Raw genomic sequence first — 25,913 nt, 5'->3', positions numbered from 1 at the left:
CCCACAGGCGCGTTTCACCTGCAATTCAACCGGCCGTGAGATCACGCACAGGTGACGCAGGTTTCAGGCTTTCCCTTTCCCTCACGCCCCCTTAGCGTCGCCGCCATGACACAGAGTGCTGACAAGATCTCCACCCACCAGGCGGCCGAGGACGCCCGCAACGAAACCATTTCGATCTGGTTGAATGGCCGGGTCGTGCCCAAGGCCGAAGCGGTGGTTTCGGTCTATGACAGCGGGTTCATGCTGGGCGACGGCATCTGGGAAGGGTTGCGGCTCTATAACGGCTATTGGGCGTTTCTAGATGAACATCTGGACCGGCTTTTCGAGGCCGCGCTGGCGGTGGATCTCGAGATCGGGCTGGATCGGGAGGGCGTGAAAGCCGCGCTGGAGGAGACGCGCGCGGCCAACCGGATGCAGACAGACGCCCATGCGCGCCTGATGGTGACGCGGGGGGTCAAAACGCGACCCTTCCAGCACCCGTCGCTCTCGCAGCAGGGGCCAACCGTCGCGATCATCATGGAGCATTCGACGCCGTCGCTGCCAAGGCCGATCCGGCTGGCGACGGTTCCGCATATCCGTGGCCTGCCGATGAGCCAGGATCCGAAGCTCAACTCGCATTCCAAGCTGAACTGCGTGCTGGCCTGTATCGCCGCCGAGAAGGCCGGGGCGGATGAGGCGCTGATGCTGGACGTGAACGGCTTCGTGAACACGACCAATGCCTGCAACTTCTTCATCGTCCGCAAGGGCGCCGTTTGGACCTCGACGGGCGATTACTGCATGAACGGGATCACCCGGCAGAAGGTAATCGATATCTGCCGGGCGAACGGCATCCCGGTTTTCGAGCGCAACTACTCGCTGGTGGACACCTATGGGGCCGACGAGGCGTTTCTGACCGGTACCTTTGGCGCACAAACTCCGGTGGGCAAGATTGACGGCCGGCAGATCGGCACCGGCCAGATGGGGCCGATGACCGAGCGGTTACGGGGGCTCTACAAAGACCTCGTCGCGCGGGAGTGTCGTTGATGCGGATTGCGATGTGGTCCGGCCCGCGGAACCTCTCGACGGCGATGATGTATGCCTTTGCCAACCGGGCGGATTTCGCGGCGGTGGATGAGCCATTCTATGCGGCCTACCTCGCCGCGACTGGGCTGATCCACCCGATGCAAGACGAGATTCTCGCCGCGCAACCAACCGATCCAGCGGAGGTCGTGGCCTATCTCACCGGTCCCGTTCCGGGTGCCGCTCCGCATTTCTACCAGAAGCACATGACCCACCATATGTTTGCCGACATGCCGACGGATTGGATGGACAACATGGTGAATGTCTTCCTCATTCGGCATCCGGCGCGGGTGATCGCGAGTTATGGGCTGAAGCGGGAAAACCCGACGCTGGACGATATAGGCTTCTGGCAGCAGGCCGACCTGTTCGACCATGTCGCGGAGGTGCATGGCAAGGCGATCGTGGTGGACAGCCACGACATTCGCGACAATCCCGAAGGGATGCTGCGCGCCCTGTGCGCTGAGATCGGGCTGGAATTCGACTCAGCAATGCTCTCCTGGCCAGCCGGCGGCAAGGATTGCGACGGAGTCTGGGCGCCGCATTGGTACGAGTCCGTCTGGAAAAGCACTGGGTTCGCCGGTCGCGAGGGGCCTCTGCCGGAAGTGCCGCAACATCTGCGCGATGTTCTGGAAGCCGCCCTACCGCATTACGAACGACTGGCAGCGAGTGCTTTGAAAGCTGCGTAGGGCGGGTTTCCACACCAGCGTTTCGGATCAGCCTTTCAGCAGTTTGCCAAGCTTCATTGCCACGGACGGATCGCCGCCGACCTTGATCTTGCCCATCATGACCGCCGTCATCGGGTTCAATTTGCCGGTGACGAGCTTTTCGAGGTTCTCGACGCTCATCTTCAGCGTACAGGCCGCCGGTCCGTCTTCTAGAGACACCTGCTTGTCGGCAAGCGTGATCACGCCGGCGGCGCCGCAGTCGAATTTCAGGCTGTCAGTAAAGTCGCTCTTCGAAAGACCCTTCTGAATGGTCTCGGCAATCGCTGTCAGTGACATGGCTTTCCTCCCTCTATGTCGAAATCGGTAGGAAGGCGCGCCCAAAGCGGCAAGTCTGACGCTGCGTTGCGGCAAACGAAAAAGGCCGCCCCGAAGGACGGCCCGGTTTCGATGTCCCGGATCGGTTTACTTGAACCGCTTGTCCCGACGGGCCAACAGCCGCAGCCGCAAGCCCTGAAGCTGGATGAAGCCTTGGGCATCGGACTGGTCATAAGCGCCCATATCCTCTTCGAAGGTCACTTGCTCCTCGGAATAGAGCGAATGATCCGACCAGCGGGCGACGACACGGGCCAGCCCCTTGTAGAGCTTCATCCGCACCGTGCCGGTGACATGCTCCTGGCTCTTGTCGATTGCCGCCTGGAGCATCTCGCGCTCGGGGCTGTACCAGAAGCCGTTATAGATCATCTCGGCATAGCGCGGCATCAGCTCGTCCTTGAGGTGGATCTGCATCCGGTCGAGCGTGATCGACTCGATGCCGCGATGGGCGTCCAGCAGGATCGTGCCGCCCGGCGTCTCGTAGATGCCGCGCGATTTCATGCCGACGAAACGGCCCTCGACGAGGTCCAGCCGGCCGATGCCATGCTTGCCACCATACTCGTTGAGCGCGGTCAGGACCGTCGCCGGGCTCATCCGCTCACCATTGATGGCAACCGCGTCGCCTTTCTCGAACTCGATCTCGATATATTCAGGCGTGTCCGGTGCATCCTCGGGATGGACGCTGCGTTGGTAGACGTAATCTGGCGCCTCCTCGGCCGGGTCTTCCAGAACCTTGCCCTCGGACGAGGTGTGCAAAAGGTTGGCATCGACCGAGAACGGGGCCTCGCCGCGCTTGTCCTTGGCGATCGGAATCTGGTGGGCTTCGGCGAATTCGAGCAGCTTGGTGCGCGAGCCGAGATTCCATTCCCGCCAGGGAGCAATCACGATGATCTCGGGATTCAGCGCATAGGCCGAAAGCTCGAACCGCACCTGGTCGTTGCCCTTGCCGGTCGCACCGTGGGAAACCGCATCCGCGCCGGTCTCGGCAGCGATCTCGACCAGACGCTTGGAAATCAGCGGGCGGGCGATGGACGTGCCAAGCAGGTAGAGCCCCTCGTATTGCGCATTGGCACGGAACATCGGGAACACGAAGTCGCGCACGAATTCCTCGCGCAGATCCTCGATGAAGATGTTTTCCGGCTTGATGCCGAGCAACTCGGCCTTCTTACGCGCGGGATCAAGCTCCTCGCCCTGGCCGAGATCGGCTGTAAAGGTCACGACTTCGCAGCCGTATTCCACCTGCAACCACTTAAGGATGATGGATGTGTCGAGGCCGCCCGAATAGGCAAGCACCACTTTCTTGGGGGCGGACATGCTGGATCCCTTTGTCTCATTTTCCTGCGCGCGATATCGTCTTTTGGTCATCAGGGCAAGGTAAGCCAGCGTGGGTGAGGCGGCGTAAAGGGTGAGTTCTATGCCGGAAATAGCGTTCCAGCTAGCTTGGCGCATTTTTAGGCACGCAATCAAGATGTTGCTGGGCAATTTGTGACCAGCGCTCCGCGCGAGCCAAGTATAAATGCTCGCAGCCATCGCCGTGCCTCTATTCGCTGCCCTGTTGGACGCAAACGTGCCAAATGCGCCTGACGCGCCAGATCCTTCCGCTGGCTTGCTACGATGGTCTCGTTGAGCCTGCTGGCCACGCTCTATGGATTTCTAGTGGAGGGGCCAATGCGCTGAGACTTGCGTCCGCATCCGCCATGCGCCAGATGAAGGCATGAGCTCCTTCGCCGAAAAAGCCCGCGCCGCGACTGCCGAGATGCGCAGCCTGTTTCCGCCGACACCGCTTCAGCGGAACGATCACCTGTCCGACAGGTTCGGCGCCGAGATCCTTCTGAAGCGGGAAGACCTCTCGCCGGTGCGCTCCTACAAGCTGCGCGGCGCGTTCAACGCCATGCGCAAGGTGCTGGCGGACAAGCCGGAGCAATCGCTCTTTGTCTGCGCCAGCGCGGGCAACCATGCACAGGGCGTCGCTTTCGTTTGCCGCCATTTCGGCGTGCGGGGCGTGGTGTTCATGCCAGTAACCACCCCGCAGCAGAAGATCCAGAAGACGCGGGTTTTTGGTGGCGACTCGATCGAAATTCGCCTGACCGGCGACTATTTCGACGACACGCTGGCGGAAGCAAAGAAATGGTGCGCTACCGAGGGCGGCCATTTTCTCGCGCCCTTTGACGATGCCGATGTCATCGAGGGGCAGGCCTCGGTGATGGTTGAAATCCTCGACGAGATCGCCCCACCCGACATGGTCATCCTGCCGGTCGGAGGTGGCGGTCTGTCCGCTGGGGTCACGCGCTACCTGGCTGAATGCGCGCCATTGGTCGGGTTGCGCTATGTCGAGCCCACCGGCGGGGCCAGCCTGAGCGCGGCGGTGGCTGCCGGACACCCTGTGACGCTGGACCGCGTGAACACCTTCGTTGACGGCGCAGCAGTGGCACGAATCGGCGATCTGCCCTTTGAAGCGCTGGACCATGTCGCCCCGGCGGATGTGCTCTGCGCGCCGGAGGATCGGATCTGCACCACCATTCTCGAAATGCTCAATATCGAGGGTATCGTGCTCGAACCAGCGGGGGCGCTATCGGTCGACGTACTTCCGGATCTTGCCAACCAGATCCGTGGGCGGCGCATCGTCTGTGTGACGTCTGGCGGGAATTTCGATTTCGAGCGACTTCCCGAGGTGAAGGAGCGCGCGCAGAGATACTCCGGCGTCAAGAAATACATCATTCTTCGCCTGCCTCAGCGGCCGGGCGCCCTGCGCGATTTCCTGGACCTTCTGGGACCGGAAGACGACATCGCCCGCTTCGAATACATGAAGAAATCCGCCAGGAATTTCGGTTCGGTCCTGTTGGGGATCGAGACGAGCCACTCGGCGAATTTCACCGCGCTGTTCTCGCGTCTCGAAGCGGCCGGGTTCGTCTATAACGACATAACGAGCGACGAGACCCTGTCGGAATTCGTGATCTGAGTGAAGCGGGTGATGTTACCGCAGCGGGCGGAATTGGCCGCGTCCGTTTCCACGCGTCAGCTCTCCGGACAAGGCCGGCAAACGGTCCTCAGGCGGCCATGCCCTTTTCCATGCCGTCCAGGAAGAAGGTTTTCGACCTTTCGTAGCAATTGAAGATCTGAGCAAGGTCCACTTTCGACGCTTCGCCACCAGCGGCCATCGTCTCGCCTGCGAGGCAGAATCCAGCGAGGTCCGCGAAGCCGAGATTCGCCGAACATCCCTTGAGAAAGTGGAAATCCTCTTCGAACAGGGTGGGATCGGGATCCGATCTCAAACGAGCCAACACGCATTCGACTTCATCGATGAAAAGCTCGACGACCTCGTCGAACTCTGATGCGCCGATCTCTCGCTTCAATTCACCAACGCGCTTCCAGTCGATCATTTGGAATCCTCCGGCCATTGCCGATATTTTTCGAGCCAAGGCTAAGACGCCACCGTTAAAAAAGGCCTTAGACGCCCAATTTTCGGTAGATTGCCAAAGTTCACCGGACGTTAATCGCCCTGTGTCACCCAATTGCAGGAGACGAGGCGCAAAGCTGAAATTCACGACCGGGCTCTAGTACTGCCATGCAGATTCACTGCCATTCAAAGGATCCGGAGACACATCGGCCGAAGGTCCTTGTGGTCGATGACAGTCGTTTGCAGCGGCGAATTCTGTGCGCTTCCCTGAACCGGTGGGGTTTCAACGTCACCGAAGCTGCTTCAGGCCCCGAGGCCTTGGAAAAATGCGCCGCGAACCCACCGGATCTTGTCATCAGCGACTGGATGATGCCGGGGATGAACGGCCCGGATTTCTGCCAGGCCTTTCGCGCAATGGAACGGGATTCCTACGGATATTTCATCCTGCTGACGTCCAAATCCGAAGCCGTGGATGTTGCGCAGGGGCTGGACGCGGGGGCTGACGATTTTCTGACCAAACCTGTCAGCGGGGACGAGTTGCGAGCGCGCCTCAATGCCGGCGAGCGCATCCTTCGCATGGAACAGGAACTCGTGGACAAAAATCGCCTACTGAGCAGCACGTTGGAGGAACTTCAGGCACTCTACGACTCGCTGGACAGTGACCTCATCGAGGCCCGCAAGCTACAGCAATCATTGATCAAGGAGCGAAACCGGCGGTTTGGCGATTCCGAAGTCTCGCTTTTGCTGCGCCCAAGCGGCCATGTCGGCGGCGACCTTGTCGGGTTCTTCCCGATCGATTCCCGGCGCGTGGGTCTTTTCGCGATCGATGTGTCGGGCCACGGCGTCGCCTCGGCGCTAATGACCGCTCGCCTCGCGGGGTACCTGTCGGGCAGTAGCGCAGACCAGAATATCGCGCTATTCGAAGGCGAATTCGGTATCTACGACGCACTTCCCCCAGAGCAGGTCGCCGAACGTCTCAACAACCTCACACTCGATGAGATCCAGACGGAAACCTATTTCACCCTGCTCTATGCCGAGGTCGACCTGGTCAGCGGCCATGTGATGCTGGTTCAGGCCGGTCATCCCTATCCGGCAATCCAGCGGGCTGATGGTACGGTCGAAACCATCGGCTCCGGGGGCATGCCGGTCGGCCTCATGCCGGATGCGTCCTTTGAGCGGGTCGAATGCGATCTCGGTTGTGGAGATCGCCTATTCATCGTTTCAGATGGTGTCACCGAATGCGAATCCCCGGACGGCAAGATGTTCGACGAAGAGGGTTTGAGTAAAACCCTCGCCAACAACCGGCATCTCAAAGGCCAGGAATTTCTGGAAGCGGTGACCTGGGATCTGCACCAATACGCTGGGGAAAAGGAGTTTTCGGACGACGTCTCCGCCGTCCTTTTCGAGTTTACCGGCCCGAAACGGAACGCGGATTGAGCCCCGAACGAAGCGCCGCAGACAGGAACCGACGATCCCCTTCATTGCCGAGGAGTCCAGCGGCCTCCGCAGCAGGCATCCAGACGGCGAGATGGCCCTTTTCCGTCGGCGGGCCCTGTCGACGGACCGGCGCACCGGCGTAAACCGTACAGAGTTTCTCGGCCCAAAGATCGTAGTCCGGCATGTAGGTGAAGCGCCGGAATGCGCCCAGCCGTTTCTGTAAACGCATGCTCCAGCCGGTTTCCTCGTAGACCTCCCGGTGCAGCGCCGCGATCGGTTGCTCCCCCGGATCGATACCACCACCCGGTAGCTGCAACTCGGGGATCGGAGCGGATTGATGGGTCAGCAACACCTGCTCCCCACGCAGCAAAACAGCGTAGACGCCGTGGCGCAGGATGTATCTTTTGCCCGCCTGAACGGGCTCTCCGACACGCCGGATCATGGGTTTCCCCTTTTAACGGCGCATTGCCGCGCCTACATGGCTGCGATATGCCAGCCACAGGCCTTCAAGGAAACCCCATGACCATTGGTTCCAGAATCGCGTGGGACGATACTGTCCTGCCCTTCCAACTTGATCGTTCCGACATTCGTGGCCGGGTCGCTCGTCTTGACGGCGTTCTGGACCGGGTGCTGGAACAACATGACTATCCGCCGGCCATCGAGGCACTTGTCGCCGAGATGACCCTACTGACCGCGCTCATCGGACAGACGCTCAAGCTGCGCTGGAAACTGTCGCTTCAGCTGCGCGGTGACGGCCCGGCACGGCTGATCGCGACCGATTACTACGCCGCCAAGCAAGATGGCGCACCGGCACAGATCCGCGCCTATGCCAGCTATGACGACACGCGCCCGCTCGAGGGCAAGCCATTCGACCTCATAGGCAAGGGCTATTTCGCCATCCTGATCGATCAGGGCAAAGGCACGACGCCCTACCAGGGGATTACCCCGATCGCCGGCGAGAGCCTGTCGCAATGCGCCGAGACCTATTTCGCGCAGTCCGAACAGATCCCGACGCGTTTCGAGCTGCGTTTCGGCCACTCGACCGGCATCGATCACGAAGGCTGGCGGGCCGGGGCCATCATGTTGCAGGCGATGCCGAAGGCGTCCATTCCCGCGCCGGCGGAGAAATCGGAGACGGAGCCACAGCTCCTGACGGCGGATGACATTCTCGATGGCGAGGAGGGCGAGAACTGGCAACGCGCCAATATCCTGCTCGACACGGTGGAAGATCTCGAAATGGTCGGTCCTTCGGTCCAGCCGACGGAGCTTCTGGTTCGCCTGTTCAACGAGGAGCGTCCGCGGGTCTTCGACGCGCAGCCGGTCGAATTCGGCTGCACCTGTTCGCCCGACAAGGTGCGCCAGTCGCTGTCGATCTATTCGGCCCGCGATATCGGCCACATGACAACCGAGGAAGGCACGGTGACCGCGGATTGCCAGTTCTGCGGAGCGCATTACATATTCGACCCCAAGACGCTCGGCTTCGAAGCCGAGGAGGCCCCGGGTGACTCCGCGTGACGCCCTCCGATCCCGGCTGCTCGGCGCCATTGCTGCGCCGGGCAGGCCGTCGTCGGATTACGACCTGAATAGGGATATCGCGCTTCCGCCCAACCGGAAGCTTCGCGCGGCAGCCGTGCTGTTGCCGATCGCGCTGGAACCGCGCGGCATCCGCCTCTACCTCACCAAGCGGTCTTCGCGCCTGAAGCACCATCCGGGACAGGTCGCCTTTCCCGGCGGAAAACTGGACGAGGCGGATTCGGGCCCGGAAGCCGCCGCGCTTCGGGAAGCGCAGGAGGAGATCGGCCTGGACCCGGCAAATGTCGAGATCCTCGGCACGCTGCACAGCCACGAGACCGTGACCAGCTTCGACGTGACTCCCGTCGTCGGCCTGTTGCGGCACAGCTTCGAGCCGGTTCCGGAACCGGGCGAGGTGCAGGAGGTTTTTACCGTGCCGCTGGAACTGGTCACGGATCCGACCCGTTTCACGATAGAGACCCGCCGCTGGCGCGGAGTTTCACGGAGTTTCTACACCGTGCCGCACGGCCCCTACTACATCTGGGGTGCGACGGCGCGCATTTTACGATCTCTGGCCGACAGGATTGAGCCATGAAACCGATCTCGGCGCCCTGGCTGGAAAGCCCCGCTGTCCAGCATGTCTGCAAGCTGCTGGAAGCGGGCGGCTACAGAGCGCTGTTTGTCGGCGGTTGCGTGCGCAACACGTTGCTGGGGTTCCCGGTTTCGGATCATGACCTGTCCACCGATGCGCCACCGAAGGCGGTGATCGCGCTGATGCACGATGCCGGGCTCAAGGTGATTCCGACCGGTATCGAGCACGGAACCGTCACCGTCATCGTCGATGACGAACCCTTCGAGATCACGACCTTTCGTCTGGATGTCGCGACCGACGGCCGCCGCGCCGTGGTGCATTTCTCAACCAATGTGGTCGATGACGCCCACCGCCGCGACTTCACGATGAATGCCATCTATTGCGACCGCCACGGCGAGATTTTCGACCCGCTGGACGGTTTGGCCGATCTGAATGCAAGGCGGCTGCGCTTTGTTGGCACCGCCGTCAAACGCGTGCGCGAGGATTACCTTCGCATCCTGCGTTTTTTCCGGTTCTCGGCGTGGTATGCCGATCCCGAACAGGGCATGGACCCCGAAGCACTCGACGCCTGTTCCGGGCAGAGCGACGGGCTGCGCCAGATCTCCGCCGAACGGATCGGAGCGGAAATGCGCAAGCTGCTCTCGGCGCCCGAACCGAGCCAGGCCGTTTCCGTCATGCAGACAACCGGCGTGCTCCCCACGATCCTTCCGGGGGCCGATGTGACGGCGCTGCCGATCGTGGTTCATATCGAACAACAACTCGGCCGCAGCGCCGACCCCGTTCTGCGCCTCGCCGCGTTGGGCGGCGAAGACGTGGCGAACCGTCTGCGGCTGAGCCGAAAGGACGCCCGCAAGCTTGAACGGATTTCCGATGCCGCGCGGTCCGGCATGTCCGCCCGCGAGATGGGGTATCGCCTCGGCGCGGCCGACGGACCCGCCGCCGTGATCCTCTATTCGGCGCTCATGGGCGTCTCCGTTTCGCCCAAGGCGATGGAAGATGCCGCGCGGGGAGCGAAGGCGGAGTTCCCGGTTCGGGCAAAGGATCTCATGCCCGATCACGCCGGTCCGGAAATCGGCACCGCGATGAAGGCAATGGAACGACGCTGGATCGAGTCCAGTTTCCAGCTTTCCCGTGCAGAATTGCTGTCGGAGAGCTCGCAATGAGCCTCGACTCCTTCCTCGCCCTGCTGGGATTGGCGGCGGTTGCCGCGTATACACCCGGGCCAAACAATGCGCTCGTGGCCAATTCCGGCGCGACCTTCGGCCTTCGGCGCACGCTGCCGCATATCCTCGGAATCGGGTTCGGCTTCCCGGTGATGGTCTTCCTCGTTGGCTTCTTGCTGGGAGGGCTGTTCCAATCCTCGGCGCTCCTGCGTGAGGCGCTTCGCTGGATCGGCGCGGCGATCCTGCTCTGGCTGGCCTGGAAAATCGCAACTTCCGGCGGGGTGAGCAGCGCAGGCCAGAAGCCGCGCCCCTTCACCTTTCTGGAAGCCGCCGGCTTCCAATGGATCAACCCGAAGGCCTGGGCCATGGCGATCGCGGTCACCGCGCAGTTCATCCACCCCGAGGCACCGCTCGCGACCGCGTTGATGGTTGGCGCGGTCTTTGTTTTCATGGGGCTCAGCAGTGCCGCCACATGGGCACTTGTCGGGCGCTCGATCATCCGGATGCTCACCGACGAACGCCACCTGAAGCAGTTCAACATCGCGATGGCGATCATCGTCGCGGGCTGTGTGGTCTTGCTTTTCCTCGAGTGAGCCGCCTTTGCGCAACGCGCAATTTCCTGTAACAGGGCTGGGTTATTGATGGCCTCATCCTTTTGCCAAGGCTGACCAAATTGTTCCGACGCTTTGAAAACCTCGTCGATCCCTATACCGCGTATAAGGAGACCGATACGCCGCCAAGCCGGCTATGGCCGTTCCTGTGGGACTATTCGCAGCCCTTCAAACGGATCTTCGCCGTGGCCGCGACGCTGTCGGTCATCATGGCAATGGTGGAGATCGCCCTGATCCATTACATGGGCCGGGTTGTCGACATGCTGGGCAGCACCAGCCCGGGCGATGTCTGGAAGGAACACGGCTGGGAGTTGATCGGCATTGCCGCCTTCATCCTGATCCTCCGACCGCTGATACAGGCGCTCGACGTCCTAGTGCTCAACAACGGCATCATGCCGAATTTCGGCACGCTGATCCGCTGGCGTTCGCACCGGCATGTGTTGCGTCAGTCGGTGGGCTGGTTCGAGAACGATTTCGCGGGCCGGATCGCCAACCGGATCATGCAGACGCCGCCCGCCGCCGGCGAGGCAATCTTCCAGATCTTCGATGCGCTTTCCTTTTCGTTTGCCTACCTGATCGGTGCGACGATCCTTCTGGCGCAGGCGGATCTGCGCCTCGCGCTGCCATTGCTGGCGTGGTTCGTACTCTATGTTCTGCTGTTGCGATGGACGATCCAGAGGGTCGGGCCTGCCTCCAAGGCGGCGTCGGACGCGCGCAGCGAAGTGACCGGGCGCGTGGTGGACAGCTACACCAACATCCATTCGGTCAAGATGTTCGCCCATCATGACCGCGAGATCGACTACGCCAGGGACGCGATTGAGAATACCCGCAAGACCTTCCAGAAGGAGATGCGGATCTACACGGTGATGGATATCTCGCTGACCATCCTGAATGGCTGGCTGATTGTCGGCGTTGTCGGCTGGTGCGTGGCGCTCTGGATGCAGGGTTCGGCGAGCGTGGGTGTCGTGGCCGCGGCGACGGCGTTGACGCTGCGGCTCAACGCGATGACCGGCTGGATCATGTGGGCGGTCTCCAGCTTTTTCCGCAATCTCGGCGTCGTGGCCGAGGGGATGGAGACCATCGCCCAACCGATCGCATTGGTGGACAAGCCCGGCGCATCGGAGTTGCAGATGGGCGACGGCCGGATTCTTTTCGAAGATGTCAGCCATCATTACGGGCGCGGCGCGGGCGGGTTGGATCGCCTGACCCTGGATATTTCGCCGGGTGAGAAAATTGGCCTGATCGGGCGGTCGGGAGCCGGGAAATCGACCCTCGTTAAGTTGCTGCTGCGGTTCTACGACCCGGAAAACGGTCGCATCCTGATCGACGGTCAGGATGTGACAGAGGTGAAGCAGGACAGCCTGCGCAGCCATATCGGCATGGTGCAGCAGGATTCCGCGCTGCTGCATCGCTCGATTGCCGAGAACATCCTCTATGGCCGCCCGGAGGCCAGCGAGGCCGAGATGATCGCCGCCGCGAAACGCGCCGCGGCGCATGAGTTCATCGAGGAGTTGGCCGATCAGGAAGGCCAGTCCGGCTATGAGGCCAAGGTGGGTGAGCGCGGGGTGAAGCTCTCCGGCGGGCAACGGCAGCGGATCGCGCTGGCCCGCGTGATCCTGAAGGACGCGCCGATCCTTGTTCTGGACGAGGCGACCTCGGCGCTCGACAGCGAAGTCGAGGCCGCCATTCAGGACACGCTCTATGGCGTGATGGAAGGCAAGACGGTGATCGCCATCGCGCACCGTCTGTCCACCATCGCCCGGATGGACCGGATCCTCGTGCTGGACGCGGGCCATATCGTCGAGCAAGGCACACATGCGGAACTGCTGGAAATGGGCGGCCTTTATGCGCAATTCTGGGAGCGTCAGTCCGGCGGCTTCATCGGAATGGACGACGCGGCGGAATGAAGATTTCGGACCTGATCCCCGCCTTCGCCCCGGCTGAAGGCCCGCCTCCGACGCGGCTTGGAGCCTTCCTGCATTGGTGCCTGAAGGGCACCCTGCCGATCCTGCTTGGCGCAGGCCTTCTGTCGGCGCTTGTCGGCACGCTGGAAGTGATCAGCGCGTTGCTTCTGGGCCGGATCATCGACACCGCGCTGGACACCGGCCCGGAGGATTTCTTCTCCGGCAACCTGCCGCTCCTGCTCTTCGCGCTGGCCTTTTTCGTCATCCTGCGCCCGCTCTGTTTCGGCGCGGCGGCAACCGCCAACTCGGTTATCGTTCAGCCGAATGTCACGCCACTGGTGCTTTCGCGGCTGCATCGCTGGACGATGGGCCAATCCATCACCTTCTTCGACAACGATTTCGCCGGCCGTATTGCACAGAAACAGATGCAGACGGCGCGGGCGGTGACGGACGTTGTGTCGGAAGTCATCAACGTGGTCTTCTTCGCGCTGGCCTCGCTTGTCGGTTCGGCGCTGCTGCTGACCTCCATCGACTGGCGGGTGGCCCTCGCGCTCTCGCTCTGGCTGGTCTGCTATCTCGGGTTGATCTCGCTTTTCCTGCCACGCGTCCGCAAACGTTCCAAGGCACGGGCCAACGCGCGCGCTGCCGTTTCGGGGCAGGTTGTTGACACGATCACCAATATCAAGACCGTAAAGCTCTTTGCCCATGCCGGCCACGAGGATCAGGCGGCGCTCGGCGCGATGGACGGGTTTCGCTCGACCGCGATCGATTTCGGCATCATCGCCTCGGGGTTTCGCGCGGTCTTGATGACGCTCGCCGGAATCCTTCCGGTTCTGCTCATTGGCGGCACGCTCCTGCTCTGGTCTCAGGGGCAGGCGAGCGCCGGCGATATCGCGGCCGCCGGTGCCATTGCCATTCGCATCGCCCAGATGACCGGATGGGTCAGTTTTACGCTGATGGCCATCTACGCGAACGTTGGCGAGGTCGAGGACGGCATGCGCACGCTGGCCGTGCGCCATGGACTGACCGACGCGACGAATGCCCGGCCACTGAAGCCGTCGCGCGGGCATGTCAGCTTCGACAACATCTCCTTCACATACGGGCGCGGCAAGGGCGGCGTGGACGGGATTTCGCTGGAACTGCTTCCGGGCGAAAAGGTCGGGCTGGTGGGGGCCTCGGGCGCGGGTAAGTCCACGCTTGTCAGCCTGCTCCTGCGCCTGCACGACCCGGAAAGCGGGATAGTGCGGATCGACGGGCAGGATATTCGCACGATCACGCAGGACAGCCTGCGTCGGCAGATCGGGATGGTTACCCAGGAGACCGAGATGTTCAACCGCTCCGCGCGCGACAACCTGCTCTATGGCCGCCCCGACGCCACCGATGCCCAGATGATCGCCGCCGCCAAACGTGCCGAAGCGCATGAGTTCATCCTTTCCCTGCGGGATTTCAAGGGGCGCGAGGGTTACGACGCGCATCTTGGAGAACGCGGCGTGCGCCTCTCGGGCGGCCAGCGGCAGCGGGTTGCGCTCGCACGCGCGATCCTGAAAGACGCGCCGATCCTGGTGCTGGACGAGGCGACCTCGGCGCTTGACAGCGAGGTTGAGGCACAGATCCAGACTGCGCTGGACCGGGTCATGGAGGGCAAGACGGTGCTGGCCATCGCGCACCGGCTCTCCACCATTGCGCGCATGGACAGGATCGTTGTGCTTGAGGAAGGTCGGGTGGTCGAGCAGGGCAATCACGCGGAGTTGCTTGCCGCGGGTGGTCTCTACGCGCGCTACTGGGAGCGCCAGTCCGGCGGCTTCCTCAACATCACGGAGGCGGCGGAATGAGCGAATGGGTGATAGAACGGCTTGGCCATCTCGGGGACGGAATCGCCGCTGGCCCTGTCTTTGCCCAACGCTGTCTGCCCGGCGAACGGATCACCGGCAGACTCGAAGGAGACCGGATCGAGGATGTACGCATTCTTGAACCGTCACCTCATCGCGTCTCGCCCCCCTGCCGACATTTCAAATCCTGTGGCGGTTGCGCGGTGCAACATGCCGATGACGCGTTCGTTGCCGAGTGGAAGCTGGGCATCGTGCGCACAGCGCTGGAAGCGCATGGGCTGGAGACCGAGTACCGTCCGGTGCACAGCTCACCGGCGCGCAGCCGCCGTCGCGCGGTGTTTTCCGGTCGTCGCACCAAGCGGGATGCGCTGATCGGCTTTCACGGCCGGGCCTCGGATGTTGTGATCGACGTACCGGGTTGCGTGCTGGTCGAGCCGGCACTGCTTGCCGCCCGCCCCGCGCTCGCGGAAATGATTTTGCTCGGCGGTTCCCGAAAAGGGGAACTGAGTTTCACTGTCACCCTGAGCGCCGAGGGTCCCGATATCGCGGTGTCCGGTGGCAAGCCGCTCGACCTCGACCTGCGTATGGCCCTGGCCGGGCTGGTCGAGCGCCACGGCCTGTCGCGCCTGAGTTGGGGCGATGAGGTGGTCGGCCTGCGCGCTGCGCCACGTGTGGATTTTGATGGAATCGCCGTGACGCCTCCCCCCGGCGCCTTTCTGCAGGCAACCCGCGATGGAGAAACCGCGCTCCTCAAAGCCATTACGGAAGCTGTCGGATCGGCCAGGCAGGCCGTTGATCTCTTTGCGGGATGTGGAACCTTCACCCTGCCACTCGCCCGGCATGCCGAACTTCATGCTGTCGAAGGCGCGAAGGAGCTGACCGATGCGCTGATCGCTGGCTGGCGCAATGCTTCCGGACTCAAGCACGTGTCTGCCGAAACACGCGACCTCTTCCGCCGCCCTCTCCTGCCCGATGAGCTGCGCAAGTTCGAGGCCGCGATCATCGACCCCCCACGCGCGGGCGCGCTCGCCCAGACCGAGCAACTCGCCGCCTCGGGAATCGACCGGGTCGCAGCCGTTTCGTGCAATCCCGTCACCTTTGCCCGCGACGCCGGCCTGCTGGTTGCGGCGGGGTTCCGCCTCGATTGGGTGCAGGTCGTGGACCAGTTCCGCTGGTCTACCCATGTCGAACTTGCAGCAAGCTTCTCGCGAGACCATATCGGCGGCTAACGGAACCGCCCAAGGAAGGCACATGCGCGCAACACTGACCTCCTGGCTAGAACGGCCAGCCACGCGAAATTTCGTGATCGGCGTGATCATTTTCAACGCCATCCTGCTCGGTTTGGAGACCTATCCGGCGGTCATGTACCGCATGGGTGGGCTGATCATCGCGCTGGATTATGCCTGCCTGACGATTTTCGTGATCGAAATCACGGCAAAGCTGATCGCCTATCGCTTCCGGTTTTTCCGCGGCCCGTGGAATATTTTCGACTTCGTGATCGTTGGCATCGCCCTTGTTCCGGCTGCCCATGCGTTCTCCGTCTTGCGGGCGCTGCGGATCCTGCGGGTCCTGCGGGTGATCTCTGTCCTGCCACGCCTGCGCCGCGTGGTCGAAGGCTTCATCTCGGCGCTTCCCGGCATGGGGTCGGTCTTCCTGCTGATGGGGCTGGTCTTCTATATCGGCGCGGTGATGAGCACGAAGCTCTATGGCGAGAGCTTTCCGGAGTGGTTCGGCTCGCTTGGCCGCTCGCTCTATTCCCTGTTCCAGATCATGACCCTGGAAAGTTGGTCGATGGGAATCGTTCGCCCCGTCATGCAGGAATATCCCGGCGCCTGGCTGTTTTTCGTGCCCTTCATCCTGCTGACTACCTTCGCGGTTGTGAACCTGCTGGTCGGCCTGATCGTGAACTCCATGCAGGATGCCCATCACGAGGAAGATGTCGAGAAGACAGACGCCTACAGGGACGAGGTGCTTTCCCGGCTGGAGGAGATCGACCGATACCTCAAGGCGAACCAGCAAAAGGTGCCCGTACAGGATAGCGAAGGGAGGCCGATCACGACGTCGTGATTCCGCTGATGAGCGTCTGAACGCTTCATTTCATACTGATTCTGAGGTATTCATAGCGGAAAACACCCATAGAGGCAGTGTTCGAGCATGTTGTTTCCCAGACGTAGTATTCTGGCCGGTGGCGCCGCGCTGACGCTTGCGGCCTGTTCTTCCAGTAAATTCCGGTCCTATAACGGACCGGAGGTGACCCGGCTGCAGGTGGTCAAGCACCGCCGCAAACTCTACCTGTTTCACCATCAGGAACTGCTGGCCGATTTCAAGGTCCATCTTGGCAACACGGCCGAAGGGCCCAAGCAGTTCCGTGGTGACGGAAAGACGCCCGAAGGCGTCTATTACATCGACCGCCGCAATCCGCGCAGCTCCTTCCACCTGTCGCTCGGGATCTCCTATCCGAATGCCGAGGATTTCGCCTTTGCGCGCTCACAGGGGCGCGATCCGGGAGGCGACATCTTCATTCATGGAGATCGCCGCAAGACCGACCCGCGCGGCAAAGACTGGACCGCCGGCTGCATCGCAGTGAAGGACAAGCAAATCGAAGAGATCTATGCGATGGTCCGGATCGGCACACCGATCGACATTCATGCCTGAGAGATAGGTGCGGGAACCGGCGGCGCTCTAGCCGCCGGTGATCAGCGTCCACCAGATCTTGCCGTTCTTCTCCTGGTACCAGGAAAAGCCGAGGTCACGCGCGGCCGGATCCATGATCACGTTGCGCGTATCGGGCTGACCCATCCAGGCGGAGAGGGTCTCGACCTCCGACTCGTAGGTCTCGGAGATGTTCTCGCCCAGCATCCGGCCGGTATAGCCGACGCGGGCCACGCGATCGAGCGGCGAGGATCCGTCCGAGCCGAAATGCCAGGGCCGGTTCTGTGCAGACATGTCGCGCGAATGGGTCGCGGCGGCGGCGTTCAGCTGCGAATTGAGCTGCAAGCTCGACAGACCGGCAGCCGATCGCGCGCTGTTGATCGAATCGAGCGTGCGATACTGGATCTTTGCCGTATCCCCCGAGGAAATCCGGTAAGAGCCGGAACCACCGCCGGAAGGCCCGCCACAGGCAGAAAGAACAAACGCCATTGCGGCAAGGAGAGCAAAAAGGCTTTTCATGTCGTGAGCACCATTCCCTTTGGTCCTGTTCCCTCTAGCGGGAAGCCGGCGCTGTTTCAAACAGTTCGAACGGGGATAACCGCCGATTGATTTGCGAACGCGGTCCGGACGCAATAGTATCTCCGCCGTTGCGTGGAGATGGATTACCGACGAGGACGCTATGACCGATTCGATTTCGAACAAGCTAAACCGCCGACGGTTTCTTGGCACGGGTGCCGCCCTTCTGGGCGGGCTTGCAAGCCCCGCCCTTGGCCAGAACTCGGTTTTCGAACCTATTCCCGAGAGCGACCCGGCCATTCAACGAAATATTTCCAGCTTCCGTTCGCTGAGCTGGCAGCCCTATTTCTCCAACACGAATGGCGGCGCGATTCTTGTCGATACGACCTCGCGGGCGCTGCATTACTGGTCTGCCGACCAATCCATCTACAAGCTTTACCCGACAAGCGTGCCGATTTCCGAGGAAATGACCCGACGCGGCCGAACCTCGGTGACCCGCAAGGTCGAGGGGCCTTCATGGGCGCCGACACCGTCGATGAAGAAGCGCAACCCGGAATGGCCGGATTTCGTTCCGCCGGGACCGGACAACCCGCTTGGCACGCATGCGCTCTACCTGGGCTGGAAGTATTACCGGATTCACGGCACGCATGACACGCGCAAGATTGGTCGCCGTTCCTCGAATGGTTGTATCGGGCTCTACAACGAGCATATTTCCGAACTGTTCGCGCTGGTTTCCCCGGGTGCGCAGGTGCTCCTGATCTGATCAGTACGGCGTAACACCCTGTGACGCCTTGCGTAATTGGCAATGAACCGTTCGTCTGAGAGAATCGCCCCACGAGGAACTCATGGGGCACGGACGGACTAATTCCGGGCCGTCCGGTGCGGTACACGGAGGTTGTCATGAAAAAACTCGCTCTCGCAGCTGCGCTTTCTCTCGCAACGACTGCGGCATTCGCTGGCGGCTATGAAGAACCGATCATCGAACCGGTCATCATCGAAGAAGAAACCGGTTCGTCCACGGGTGCCTGGATACCGCTTCTGGTCTTCGCCGTGATTGCCGCCGCAGCAGCGTCCTGCAACTGACTTTGCCTTTACTTCAAGGGGAAACGGGTGTTGCCAATTTGACGACATCTCGTCCATGCTCATCAGGTAAGTTCGTGAACAATTGCCAAATCAGAATCGGTCTGCAAGGAATTGATTACGAGGTACTACTACTTGGGGCGCGGGCGTCCTCACTAACTACGTCCCGCGCAGAAACTGGAGGTTAACATGAAGAAATTCGCTCTCGCCGCTGCTCTCTCGCTCGCCGCGACCGCCACTTTTGCTGGTGGTTACGAAGAGCCGATCATTGAGCCGGTTATCATCGAAGAAGAAACCGGTTCGTCGAGCGGCGTCTGGATTCCGCTGCTGGTCTTTGTTGTGATCGCTGCTGCTGCTGCGTCGTCGCATTGATCTGCGGATCTTATGAATTGGAAAAAGGCGGACCTTTCGGTCCGCCTTTTTTCGTTCCTGCCTTTGTCTACTCGATCCGACTCTAGCGTGATTCTTCAAGAAACAGGCGAACTTCGGGAAGGGTGGGGATCGCCTCCGAGGTGCCATCTCGCGTGACCTTCAGCGCCGCGGCGTTCACGGCCAGTTCGAGACATTCCACGGTTTCCACTCCCTGGTCCCGGCCAGCACAGAAATAGCCGACAAAGGTGTCGCCTGCCCCGGTGGTGTCGACCGGATCGACCTCCGGCGCGGGGACAGTCAGCATCTCGCCGTTCTTCAGGTCATACCAGGTTGCGCCCTTCGCCCCATGTGTGACCAGCAATTCCGGAACCGGCAGATCGGTGATGACAAGCCCCATCGCTTCGGCCAATTGCTTCGCCTCGACCTCGTTGACCGCCAGCAGATCCACATGCGGCATGGTTGCCCGAACCGCCTCCAAGTCAAACGGTGCCGCTGAATAGACAACGTGCATACCACGGGCCCGCGCTCGCTTGGCGGCAAAGACCTGCGCATTCGTCTCGTTCTGCATCAACAACATGTCCTGGGGTTTCGCCCGTGCCAGGGCCGTTTTCACGTCGGCCTCTTCGATCATCCGGTTCGCACCCGGATAGATCACGATGCGGTTTTCCCCATCCGGCGTCACGAAGATCAACGCGTGCCCCGTTGGCCCGGCCAATTCGATAGCGACATGGGTCGCATCGACCCCCAAAGCCTTGAGCTGCTCCACGGCCCAGACACCTTCGCCGCCGATGGCACCGATATGCTGGACCACGGACCCGGCCCGCGCGGCCGCGACGGACTGGTTTGCCCCTTTGCCGCCGAGGCCACTGACGCAGCCTGTGGCGGCAACCGTTTCCCCGTTCACCGGGCAGTTATCCACCCGGTAGAACCAGTCGATATTGATGGAGCCCAGGTTGTAGATTGCCATTTCGCTAACCGATCTTGCAGGCCGCGATCGCAGCCATGTGGAGGATGTCGTTCACCGTCGCCCCCATTCGGCAGATCTGGATCTGCGCACCGACACCGGAGAGAATGGGCCCGATAATCGTCGCGCCGCCCATTTCCTGCAGCAGTTTGACGGAGATCGAGGCAGAGTGACGGGCTGGAACCACGAGGATATTTGCCGGGCCGGACAAGCGACAGAACGGATAAAGCGCCATCTGATCGCGGTTCAGCGCCACATCGACGGTCATTTCGCCATCATACTCGAAATCGACATTGCGCTTGTCCAGGGCATCCGACGCCTTGTGCATTTTCTGTGCGCGCTCGGAAACCGGGTAGCCAAAGGTGGAGAAGCTGGCAAAAGCCACGCGCGGCTCCAGGCCCAGCCCACGGGCAACCCTGGCTGCGGCAATGGCGATATCGGCGAGATCCTCCTCGTCGGGCCATTCATGCACCAGCGTATCCGCGACCAGAACTATCCGGCCCTTGTGGATCAGCGCCGTCACGCCAACTGCACCATCTTCGGCCGAAGCGGGGAAAACGCGGTTCATCTGGTGAAGGACATGCGCTGCCTTGCGGGTCACGCCTGTGACAAGACCGTCGCCATGGCCATGGGCCAGCATGAGCGCCGAGAAGACATGCCGGTCGCGGGCGGCCATCCGGTAGATGTCGGACGTATCGAAGCCCTTGCGTTGCAGTTTCTTGTAGAGAAACTCCGTATAGGCATCGAGATGTCGGGTATTGGCGGCGTTGACCACCGTCAGCTCTCGGTAAGCATCGGCCATACCGACCTCTTCGAGCTTCAGCTTCACATCTTTCTCGCGTCCGACCACCAGCGCCTTGCCGAAGCCCTGCCGCTGATAGGCGATGGCAGCACGCAGCACCGTGGGATCGTCACCCTCGGCAAAGATCATCCGGGCCTGCGCGGCCTTCGCGCGGGCCGAGATCGAGGACAGGATCGTTGCGGTCGGGTCCATCCGGGCGCGCAGGGTCTGCTCATAGGCATCCATATCCACGAGCGGACGGCGCGCGACGCCCGTATCCATCCCGGCACGGGCAACTGCCGGCGGGATCGTGTAGATCAGGCGCGGATCGAAGGGTGTCGGGATGATGTAATCGCGGCCAAAGCTGAGCTTGCGGCCATAGGCCATGGCAACCTCGTCGGGCACGTCTTCCCGCGCAAGCTCGGCCAGGGCGCGGGCGCAAGCGAGCTTCATCTCGTCATTGATGGCCTTGGCCTGAATGTCCAACGCACCGCGGAACAGGTAGGGGAAGCCCAGCACGTTGTTGACCTGGTTGGGATAGTCCGAACGGCCGGTGGCGACGATGGCATCGCCGCGCACCTCGTGCGCCTCTTCCGGGGTAATCTCCGGATCCGGGTTCGCCATTGCGAAGATGATCGGATCGTCATTCATCGAGGCGACCATCTCCGGCGTCAGCGCGCCCTTGGCGGAGACACCAAGGAACACATCGGCGCCCTTCATCGCATCTTCGAGTGTGCGGTCATCGGTCTTGGCGGCATGGGCAGATTTCCACTGGTTCATGCCCTTCTTGCGGCCCTGGTAGATCACACCCTTGGTGTCGCAGACGATGCAGTTGTCCTGCTTGGCACCCATCGTCTTGATCAATTCGATACAGGCGATACCGGCGGCGCCGGCGCCGTTCAGCACGATCTTGCAGTTCTCGATCTTCTTGTTGGTCAGATAGAGCGCATTCATCAGGCCAGCCGCACAGATCACCGCGGTGCCATGCTGGTCGTCGTGGAAGACCGGAATGTCCATCAATTCCTTGAGCTGCTGCTCGATGATGAAACATTCGGGCGCCTTGATATCCTCAAGGTTGATGCCACCGAAGGCTGGGCCCATTAGCTTGACCGCATTGATGAATTCCTCGGGGTCCTGCGTGTCGAGCTCGATATCGATGGAGTTGATATCGGCGAAGCGCTTGAAAAGAACCGCCTTGCCTTCCATCACCGGCTTGGAGGCGAGCGCGCCGAGATTGCCCAGCCCCAGAATGGCGGAACCGTTGGAGATCACGGCAACGGTGTTGCCCTTGGTCGTGTAATCATAGGCGCTTTCGGGGTTTTCGGCGATGGCCTCGACGGGAACTGCTACACCGGGGGAATAGGCGAGCGACAGGTCCCGCTGGGTCGTCATTGCCTTGGTCGCGACAACTTCGAATTTTCCCGGCGTCGGGTCCATGTGGTAATGGAGTGCTTCGTCGGATGTGATCTTGTTCTTGGCCATGATTGCTCTTTCTCCCCCCTGTCCAAACCTCTGAGATTGGGACTATCCCGCCTTTCAAGGAAAAGCGAAACCGCCGATTGACGCGGTTTGACCAAGGAAGCTGTGGATAGCTTTGCCGATGCGCTTCAAAGCCGGGCACAGCTCGACTAACCTGCGCCGAACTTAACGTCGATACCTGGGGGAATGCCTGTGACCGTCACGCCAATGATGGCGCAATTTCTGGAGATCAAGGCCGGCCATCCGGAGGCGCTGCTGTTCTACCGGATGGGCGATTTCTACGAGATGTTCTTTGACGACGCGGTAGCCGCGGCCGCCGCGCTCGATATTGCGCTCACCAAGCGTGGAAAGCACGAGGGTGAGGATATCCCGATGTGCGGGGTGCCGGTGCATGCCGCGGAGGGCTATCTGCTCACGCTGATCCGCAAAGGGTTCCGGGTTGCCGTCTGCGAGCAGATGGAAGACCCCGCAGAGGCGAAGAAACGCGGCTACAAGGCCGTGGTGCGGCGGGAGGTGGTGCGACTGGTCACCCCCGGCACCCTGACCGAGGACAGCTTGTTGGAGGCCCGCAGGAACAATTTCCTTTGTGCCTTTGCCCAGGTCAGGGACAGCGCGGCGCTCGCCACGGTGGATATTTCGACTGGAGAGCTGCGCGTTGGCCCCTGCCCGCTTGTCCGACTGGGGCCGGAACTGGCGCGGCTGGCACCACGTGAGGTTCTACTCTCTGACAATGACGGGCCGGGTATCCGCGATCTCGTTGAGGAATCCGGCGCCGCGGTAACACCGATTGCTCGGAGCAGTTTCGACAGCTCCGGCGCGGAGACGCGGCTGAAAGAGGTCTTCGGCATCGCGGATCTACAAGGCTATGGGAATTTCGGCCGAGCCGAGCTTGCCGCGCTTGGGGCGGTGGTGTCCTACTTGGAGATCACCCAAAAGGGCAAGCTGCCGCTTCTGCGACCCCCGCAACGGGATATCGGCGGCGAGGTGATGCAGATCGACTCCGCGACGCGCCGCAACCTAGAGCTGACCGCGAGCCTGTCGGGCGGGCGTGAAGGTTCGCTCCTGTCGGCCATTGACCGCACGGTGACCGCTGCGGGCGGGCGTCTGCTGGCGCGGCGCATTTCCAGTCCGTCCTGCAAGATCGAGACCGTGATCGCGCGGCTCGATATCGTCGGCGGTTTCGTCGACGACATTGACGGCTGCAACAGCTTGCGCGATGCGCTGCGCAAGGTACCGGACATGGACCGGGCGCTCTCGCGGCTGTCGCTCGAACGCGGCGGGCCGCGCGATCTTTCCGCGATCCGAAATGGCCTCGGACAGGCCGTCGACATTGCCGCGGCGCTGCGTGGCTTTGCCGAAAACGACAGGCTGTTGCCGTTCGTCGGGGATCTGGAAGGACATGATGAGATCGTCGAGTTGCTCGACTCTGCGCTTGTTGCCGAGCCGCCGCTGATGGTGCGCGATGGCGGTTTCATCGCCAGCGGGTATGACGCCGAACTCGACGAAGTACGGACGTTGCGCGACGAAGGTCGCGGGGTGGTCGCCTCGCTGCAAGCGCGCTATGCGGAAGTGGCCGGCGTTGGCTCTCTAAAGGTCAAACATAACAATGTGTTGGGCTATTTCATCGAGACGACGGCGACACATGCGGACAAGATGCTCTCCGCGCCGCTCTCGGAAACCTTCATCCATCGCCAGACCACGGCCAACGCGGTTCGTTTCACGACAGTGGAGCTTTCCGAGCTTGAAACCCGCATTCTGAATGCCGGCAACCGGGCACAGGAGATCGAGAAGGCGCTTTTCGAGCAGCTACGGCAGGAAATCCTGCGTGCGGCTGGCGAGATTGGCACTGCCGCCGCCGCACTGGCCGAGATCGATGTCTCAACGGCACTGGCAGACCTGGCGCGGGCCGAGAACTGGTGCCGTCCAACAGTGGATGAAAGCCGCGATTTCGATATTGTCGGCGGGCGTCATCCGGTTGTCGAACTGGCATTGAAACGTGCCGGCAAGAGCTTCGTTGCCAATGATTGCTTGCTGACGGCCGCGGAGAAGGCGGCGCATGTCCGGTTGCTAACAGGCCCGAACATGGCCGGTAAGTCGACCTATCTGCGGCAGAACGCGCTGATCGCGCTGCTGGCGCAGGCAGGGAGTTTTGTGCCGGCGGATTCTGCCGTGATCGGCCTGGTCTCCTCGCTTTTCAGCCGTGTCGGTGCCTCCGACGACCTGGCGCGGGGGCGCTCGACCTTCATGGTCGAGATGGTGGAAACCGCCACGATCCTGAATCAGGCCGATGAACGTTCTCTGGTGATCCTTGATGAAATCGGGCGCGGCACGGCCACCTATGACGGTTTGTCGATCGCCTGGGCGACGCTGGAGCACCTTCACGCCACCAACCGGTGCCGGGCGCTCTTTGCCACCCATTACCACGAACTGACCTCGCTGGCCGCGAAACTCGACGGTGTCGAGAACGCAACCGTCGCGGTGAAGGAATGGGAAGGCGAGGTGATATTCCTGCACGAGGTACGCGAAGGCGCGGCAGACCGTTCCTACGGCGTTCAGGTGGCCCGTCTGGCGGGTTTGCCGGCCACCGTCGTGGAACGGGCGCGCGTCGTGCTGGATCAGCTGGAAAAGGGAGATCGGGAGGGCGGGAAACGGCAATTGGCGTTGATCGACGACCTACCGCTCTTCTCGGCGGTCCCTGCGACCCCTGCCCCGTCTGTGGCGGCGCTGCCCGACGAGATCACGAAACGGCTCGAAGAGGTTCTGCCGGACGAACTATCACCACGCGATGCGCTGAACCTGGTCTACGAGTTGAAAGCATTGGCTCGGAAAGACTCGTAACGTTTTGAAAAGCAGCGTCTTCGCGCTCCCGGACACAAAAAACGCGCCCAAGCCTGAGAAACTCAGATTTGGGCGCGCTGCATTTCTGTGAACCGCGTTTGCCTTATCCGGCCGGCGTCGAGGAGACACCGACCTGCGCCGGACGCAACAAGCGGTCATGCAGAAGGAAACCTTCGGTCAGGACCTGAATGATGTCGCCGGCGGAAGTGTTAGGCACCGGGGCCTCGAACATGGCCTGGTGGATCTGCGGGTCGAACTTCTCGCCGATCTCCGGCTTGACCAGCGTGATTCCATGCTTGGTGAACACGTTGAGCAATTCGCGCAAGGTCAGCTCGACCCCTTCGATCAGGGCCGCGGCTTGCGCGCGCTGGTCCTCGGTCGCCGCCTCAAGCGCGCGGTTGAGGTTGTCGTAAACCGGCAGCATGTCACGGGCGAGTTTCGATCCGCCATATTGCTCGGCTTCCCGGCGATCCCGTTCCCCACGCTTTCGGGCGTTCTCGGCATCCGCCAGCGCGCGCATGAAACGGTCGCGGAACTCGTCGCGCTCCGCCTTGATGGCGTCCAGCTCGTCATCCGTCTCCAGTGGATCACTCATGAAGTCCTCGGCCTCTTCGGCCAGGCCTTCGATGGAGATCTCTTCAACCTGCTCTTCGAGGTTTTCGTCTTTTGTCGCTTCCGCCATCGTACCCT

At 61.8% G+C, this 25,913-nt stretch carries 25 protein-coding genes; 17 read left to right on the top strand and 8 right to left on the bottom strand.

Features of this window, described 5'->3' with window-relative positions; translation table 11 throughout:
- Nucleotides 1–105 precede the first annotated feature (105 nt).
- On the top strand, nt 106–1,023 hold the full coding sequence (locus tag AX756_RS02055; RefSeq protein WP_068307915.1) for a D-amino acid aminotransferase: 918 nt from the start codon (nt 106–108) through the stop codon (nt 1,021–1,023).
- Entirely contained in the window at nt 1,023–1,745 is a 723-nt protein-coding gene (locus AX756_RS02050) for a sulfotransferase-like domain-containing protein (protein WP_068307912.1), read from the top strand. Before AX756_RS02055 ends, AX756_RS02050 begins: the two co-directional genes overlap by 1 nt.
- A gap of 27 nt (nt 1,746–1,772) precedes the next feature.
- Here AX756_RS02050 and AX756_RS02045 read toward each other — a convergent pair whose 3' ends face one another.
- Both AX756_RS02045 and AX756_RS02040 read right to left on the bottom strand, forming a co-directional pair.
- The gene (locus AX756_RS02045; RefSeq protein WP_068307910.1) at nt 1,773–2,060 is read right to left on the bottom strand and encodes an SCP2 sterol-binding domain-containing protein; all 288 of its coding nucleotides are present in this window, start codon (nt 2,058–2,060) and stop codon (nt 1,773–1,775) included.
- Nucleotides 2,061–2,186: 126 nt separating this feature from the next.
- Nucleotides 2,187–3,410 carry an argininosuccinate synthase gene (locus AX756_RS02040; RefSeq protein WP_068307908.1) on the bottom strand — a complete coding sequence of 408 codons (1,224 nt, stop codon included), beginning with the start codon at nt 3,408–3,410 and terminating at the stop codon, nt 2,187–2,189.
- Nucleotides 3,411–3,810: 400 nt separating this feature from the next.
- On the opposite strand from AX756_RS02040, the gene ilvA reads away from it, so the two are divergent.
- A complete protein-coding gene (ilvA, locus tag AX756_RS02035) occupies nt 3,811–5,055 on the top strand; it encodes a threonine ammonia-lyase IlvA (protein ID WP_068307905.1) in 1,245 nt (414 codons plus the stop codon).
- A gap of 88 nt (nt 5,056–5,143) precedes the next feature.
- Here ilvA and AX756_RS02030 read toward each other — a convergent pair whose 3' ends face one another.
- Entirely contained in the window at nt 5,144–5,641 is a 498-nt protein-coding gene (locus AX756_RS02030) for an Hpt domain-containing protein (RefSeq protein ID WP_231700958.1), read from the bottom strand.
- 20 nt (nt 5,642–5,661) lie between these two features.
- Here AX756_RS02030 and AX756_RS02025 point away from each other — a divergent pair, with 20 nt between their 5' ends.
- On the top strand, nt 5,662–6,930 hold the full coding sequence (locus AX756_RS02025; protein WP_068307901.1) for a PP2C family protein-serine/threonine phosphatase: 1,269 nt from the start codon (nt 5,662–5,664) through the stop codon (nt 6,928–6,930).
- On the opposite strand, the gene AX756_RS02020 is transcribed toward AX756_RS02025, so the two are convergent.
- A complete protein-coding gene (locus AX756_RS02020) occupies nt 6,902–7,372 on the bottom strand; it encodes an NUDIX hydrolase (RefSeq protein WP_068307898.1) in 471 nt (156 codons plus the stop codon). The genes AX756_RS02025 and AX756_RS02020 overlap by 29 nt on opposite strands.
- A 77-nt stretch (nt 7,373–7,449) precedes the next feature.
- On the opposite strand from AX756_RS02020, the gene hslO reads away from it, so the two are divergent.
- The 9 genes from hslO (at nt 7,450) to AX756_RS01975 (ending at nt 17,196) form a co-directional block, all read left to right on the top strand.
- The gene (hslO, locus tag AX756_RS02015) at nt 7,450–8,445 is read left to right on the top strand and encodes an Hsp33 family molecular chaperone HslO (protein WP_068307895.1); all 996 of its coding nucleotides are present in this window, start codon (nt 7,450–7,452) and stop codon (nt 8,443–8,445) included.
- A complete protein-coding gene (locus AX756_RS02010) occupies nt 8,432–9,037 on the top strand; it encodes a CoA pyrophosphatase (RefSeq protein ID WP_082738879.1) in 606 nt (201 codons plus the stop codon). The genes hslO and AX756_RS02010 overlap by 14 nt, the downstream gene beginning before the upstream one ends.
- The gene (locus AX756_RS02005; RefSeq protein WP_068307893.1) at nt 9,034–10,197 is read left to right on the top strand and encodes a CCA tRNA nucleotidyltransferase; all 1,164 of its coding nucleotides are present in this window, start codon (nt 9,034–9,036) and stop codon (nt 10,195–10,197) included. The genes AX756_RS02010 and AX756_RS02005 overlap by 4 nt, the downstream gene beginning before the upstream one ends.
- Nucleotides 10,194–10,790: a LysE family translocator gene (locus AX756_RS02000; RefSeq protein WP_068307891.1), complete on the top strand. Its 597-nt coding sequence runs from the start codon at nt 10,194–10,196 to the stop codon at nt 10,788–10,790. The genes AX756_RS02005 and AX756_RS02000 overlap by 4 nt, the downstream gene beginning before the upstream one ends.
- 80 nt (nt 10,791–10,870) lie before the next feature.
- A complete protein-coding gene (locus AX756_RS01995) occupies nt 10,871–12,715 on the top strand; it encodes an ABC transporter ATP-binding protein (protein WP_068307888.1) in 1,845 nt (614 codons plus the stop codon).
- Nucleotides 12,712–14,544, top strand: coding sequence for an ABC transporter ATP-binding protein (locus AX756_RS01990; protein ID WP_068307886.1), 1,833 nt, complete (start codon nt 12,712–12,714; stop codon nt 14,542–14,544). Before AX756_RS01995 ends, AX756_RS01990 begins: the two co-directional genes overlap by 4 nt.
- A complete protein-coding gene (locus AX756_RS01985) occupies nt 14,541–15,770 on the top strand; it encodes a class I SAM-dependent RNA methyltransferase (RefSeq protein ID WP_068307884.1) in 1,230 nt (409 codons plus the stop codon). The genes AX756_RS01990 and AX756_RS01985 overlap by 4 nt, the downstream gene beginning before the upstream one ends.
- Before the next feature lie 22 nt (nt 15,771–15,792).
- On the top strand, nt 15,793–16,608 hold the full coding sequence (locus AX756_RS01980) for an ion transporter (protein WP_068307882.1): 816 nt from the start codon (nt 15,793–15,795) through the stop codon (nt 16,606–16,608).
- An 87-nt stretch (nt 16,609–16,695) separates the two neighbouring features.
- Nucleotides 16,696–17,196 (top strand): L,D-transpeptidase family protein, encoded by a 501-nt coding sequence (locus AX756_RS01975; protein ID WP_068307880.1) that lies wholly within the window; start codon nt 16,696–16,698, stop codon nt 17,194–17,196.
- Between the two features lie 27 nt (nt 17,197–17,223).
- On the opposite strand, the gene dalA is transcribed toward AX756_RS01975, so the two are convergent.
- Nucleotides 17,224–17,712, bottom strand: coding sequence for a divisome-associated lipoprotein DalA (gene dalA, locus AX756_RS01970; RefSeq protein ID WP_068307877.1), 489 nt, complete (start codon nt 17,710–17,712; stop codon nt 17,224–17,226).
- A 160-nt stretch (nt 17,713–17,872) separates the two neighbouring features.
- On the opposite strand from dalA, the gene AX756_RS01965 reads away from it, so the two are divergent.
- From AX756_RS01965 to AX756_RS01955, 3 genes are all read left to right on the top strand, one after another.
- Nucleotides 17,873–18,472 carry a L,D-transpeptidase gene (locus AX756_RS01965; protein ID WP_068307874.1) on the top strand — a complete coding sequence of 200 codons (600 nt, stop codon included), beginning with the start codon at nt 17,873–17,875 and terminating at the stop codon, nt 18,470–18,472.
- 137 nt (nt 18,473–18,609) lie between these two features.
- Entirely contained in the window at nt 18,610–18,792 is a 183-nt protein-coding gene (locus tag AX756_RS01960; protein ID WP_068307872.1) for a hypothetical protein, read from the top strand.
- Nucleotides 18,793–18,978: 186 nt separating this feature from the next.
- Nucleotides 18,979–19,161: a hypothetical protein gene (locus AX756_RS01955; protein ID WP_068307870.1), complete on the top strand. Its 183-nt coding sequence runs from the start codon at nt 18,979–18,981 to the stop codon at nt 19,159–19,161.
- A gap of 82 nt (nt 19,162–19,243) precedes the next feature.
- On the opposite strand, the gene AX756_RS01950 is transcribed toward AX756_RS01955, so the two are convergent.
- Nucleotides 19,244–20,128, bottom strand: a complete 885-nt coding sequence (locus AX756_RS01950; protein ID WP_068307867.1) for a ribokinase — start codon at nt 20,126–20,128, stop codon at nt 19,244–19,246.
- 4 nt (nt 20,129–20,132) lie between these two features.
- Nucleotides 20,133–22,388, bottom strand: coding sequence for an NADP-dependent malic enzyme (locus AX756_RS01945; protein ID WP_068307864.1), 2,256 nt, complete (start codon nt 22,386–22,388; stop codon nt 20,133–20,135).
- Between the two features lie 183 nt (nt 22,389–22,571).
- Here AX756_RS01945 and mutS point away from each other — a divergent pair, with 183 nt between their 5' ends.
- Entirely contained in the window at nt 22,572–25,223 is a 2,652-nt protein-coding gene (gene mutS, locus AX756_RS01940; protein ID WP_438938391.1) for a DNA mismatch repair protein MutS, read from the top strand.
- Nucleotides 25,224–25,326: 103 nt separating this feature from the next.
- Here mutS and AX756_RS01935 read toward each other — a convergent pair whose 3' ends face one another.
- Nucleotides 25,327–25,905, bottom strand: a complete 579-nt coding sequence (locus AX756_RS01935; protein ID WP_068307859.1) for a nucleotide exchange factor GrpE — start codon at nt 25,903–25,905, stop codon at nt 25,327–25,329.
- Nucleotides 25,906–25,913 lie beyond the last annotated feature (8 nt).

It is taken from the genome of Aliiruegeria sabulilitoris (assembly GCF_001558155.1).
Classification (GTDB): Bacteria; Pseudomonadota; Alphaproteobacteria; order Rhodobacterales; family Rhodobacteraceae; genus Tropicimonas; species Tropicimonas sabulilitoris.
Note: the sequence above shows the minus strand (reverse complement) of the source record. Positions and strands in the feature narration are given on the sequence as shown.

Excerpts from the sequence above, each read along its gene's own strand:
- hslO (WP_068307895.1), top strand. The coding sequence starts at position 7,450 with ATGACCATTGGTTCCAGAATCGCGTGGGACGATACTGTCCTGCCCTTC.
- ilvA (WP_068307905.1), top strand. The coding sequence starts at position 3,811 with ATGAGCTCCTTCGCCGAAAAAGCCCGCGCCGCGACTGCCGAGATGCGC.
- AX756_RS02005 (WP_068307893.1), top strand. The coding sequence starts at position 9,034 with ATGAAACCGATCTCGGCGCCCTGGCTGGAAAGCCCCGCTGTCCAGCAT.
- AX756_RS01975 (WP_068307880.1), top strand. The coding sequence starts at position 16,696 with ATGTTGTTTCCCAGACGTAGTATTCTGGCCGGTGGCGCCGCGCTGACG.
- AX756_RS01950 (WP_068307867.1), bottom strand. The coding sequence starts at position 20,128 with ATGGCAATCTACAACCTGGGCTCCATCAATATCGACTGGTTCTACCGG.
- AX756_RS01990 (WP_068307886.1), top strand. The coding sequence starts at position 12,712 with ATGAAGATTTCGGACCTGATCCCCGCCTTCGCCCCGGCTGAAGGCCCG.
- AX756_RS02000 (WP_068307891.1), top strand. The coding sequence starts at position 10,194 with ATGAGCCTCGACTCCTTCCTCGCCCTGCTGGGATTGGCGGCGGTTGCC.
- mutS (WP_438938391.1), top strand. The coding sequence starts at position 22,572 with ATGCCTGTGACCGTCACGCCAATGATGGCGCAATTTCTGGAGATCAAG.
- AX756_RS01985 (WP_068307884.1), top strand. The coding sequence starts at position 14,541 with ATGAGCGAATGGGTGATAGAACGGCTTGGCCATCTCGGGGACGGAATC.
- AX756_RS01935 (WP_068307859.1), bottom strand. The coding sequence starts at position 25,905 with ATGGCGGAAGCGACAAAAGACGAAAACCTCGAAGAGCAGGTTGAAGAG.
- AX756_RS01980 (WP_068307882.1), top strand. The coding sequence starts at position 15,793 with ATGCGCGCAACACTGACCTCCTGGCTAGAACGGCCAGCCACGCGAAAT.
- AX756_RS02025 (WP_068307901.1), top strand. The coding sequence starts at position 5,662 with ATGCAGATTCACTGCCATTCAAAGGATCCGGAGACACATCGGCCGAAG.
- AX756_RS01945 (WP_068307864.1), bottom strand. The coding sequence starts at position 22,388 with ATGGCCAAGAACAAGATCACATCCGACGAAGCACTCCATTACCACATG.
- AX756_RS01960 (WP_068307872.1), top strand. The coding sequence starts at position 18,610 with ATGAAAAAACTCGCTCTCGCAGCTGCGCTTTCTCTCGCAACGACTGCG.
- AX756_RS02040 (WP_068307908.1), bottom strand. The coding sequence starts at position 3,410 with ATGTCCGCCCCCAAGAAAGTGGTGCTTGCCTATTCGGGCGGCCTCGAC.
- AX756_RS02055 (WP_068307915.1), top strand. The coding sequence starts at position 106 with ATGACACAGAGTGCTGACAAGATCTCCACCCACCAGGCGGCCGAGGAC.
- AX756_RS01955 (WP_068307870.1), top strand. The coding sequence starts at position 18,979 with ATGAAGAAATTCGCTCTCGCCGCTGCTCTCTCGCTCGCCGCGACCGCC.
- dalA (WP_068307877.1), bottom strand. The coding sequence starts at position 17,712 with ATGAAAAGCCTTTTTGCTCTCCTTGCCGCAATGGCGTTTGTTCTTTCT.
- AX756_RS01965 (WP_068307874.1), top strand. The coding sequence starts at position 17,873 with ATGACCGATTCGATTTCGAACAAGCTAAACCGCCGACGGTTTCTTGGC.
- AX756_RS02045 (WP_068307910.1), bottom strand. The coding sequence starts at position 2,060 with ATGTCACTGACAGCGATTGCCGAGACCATTCAGAAGGGTCTTTCGAAG.
- AX756_RS02020 (WP_068307898.1), bottom strand. The coding sequence starts at position 7,372 with ATGATCCGGCGTGTCGGAGAGCCCGTTCAGGCGGGCAAAAGATACATC.
- AX756_RS02050 (WP_068307912.1), top strand. The coding sequence starts at position 1,023 with ATGCGGATTGCGATGTGGTCCGGCCCGCGGAACCTCTCGACGGCGATG.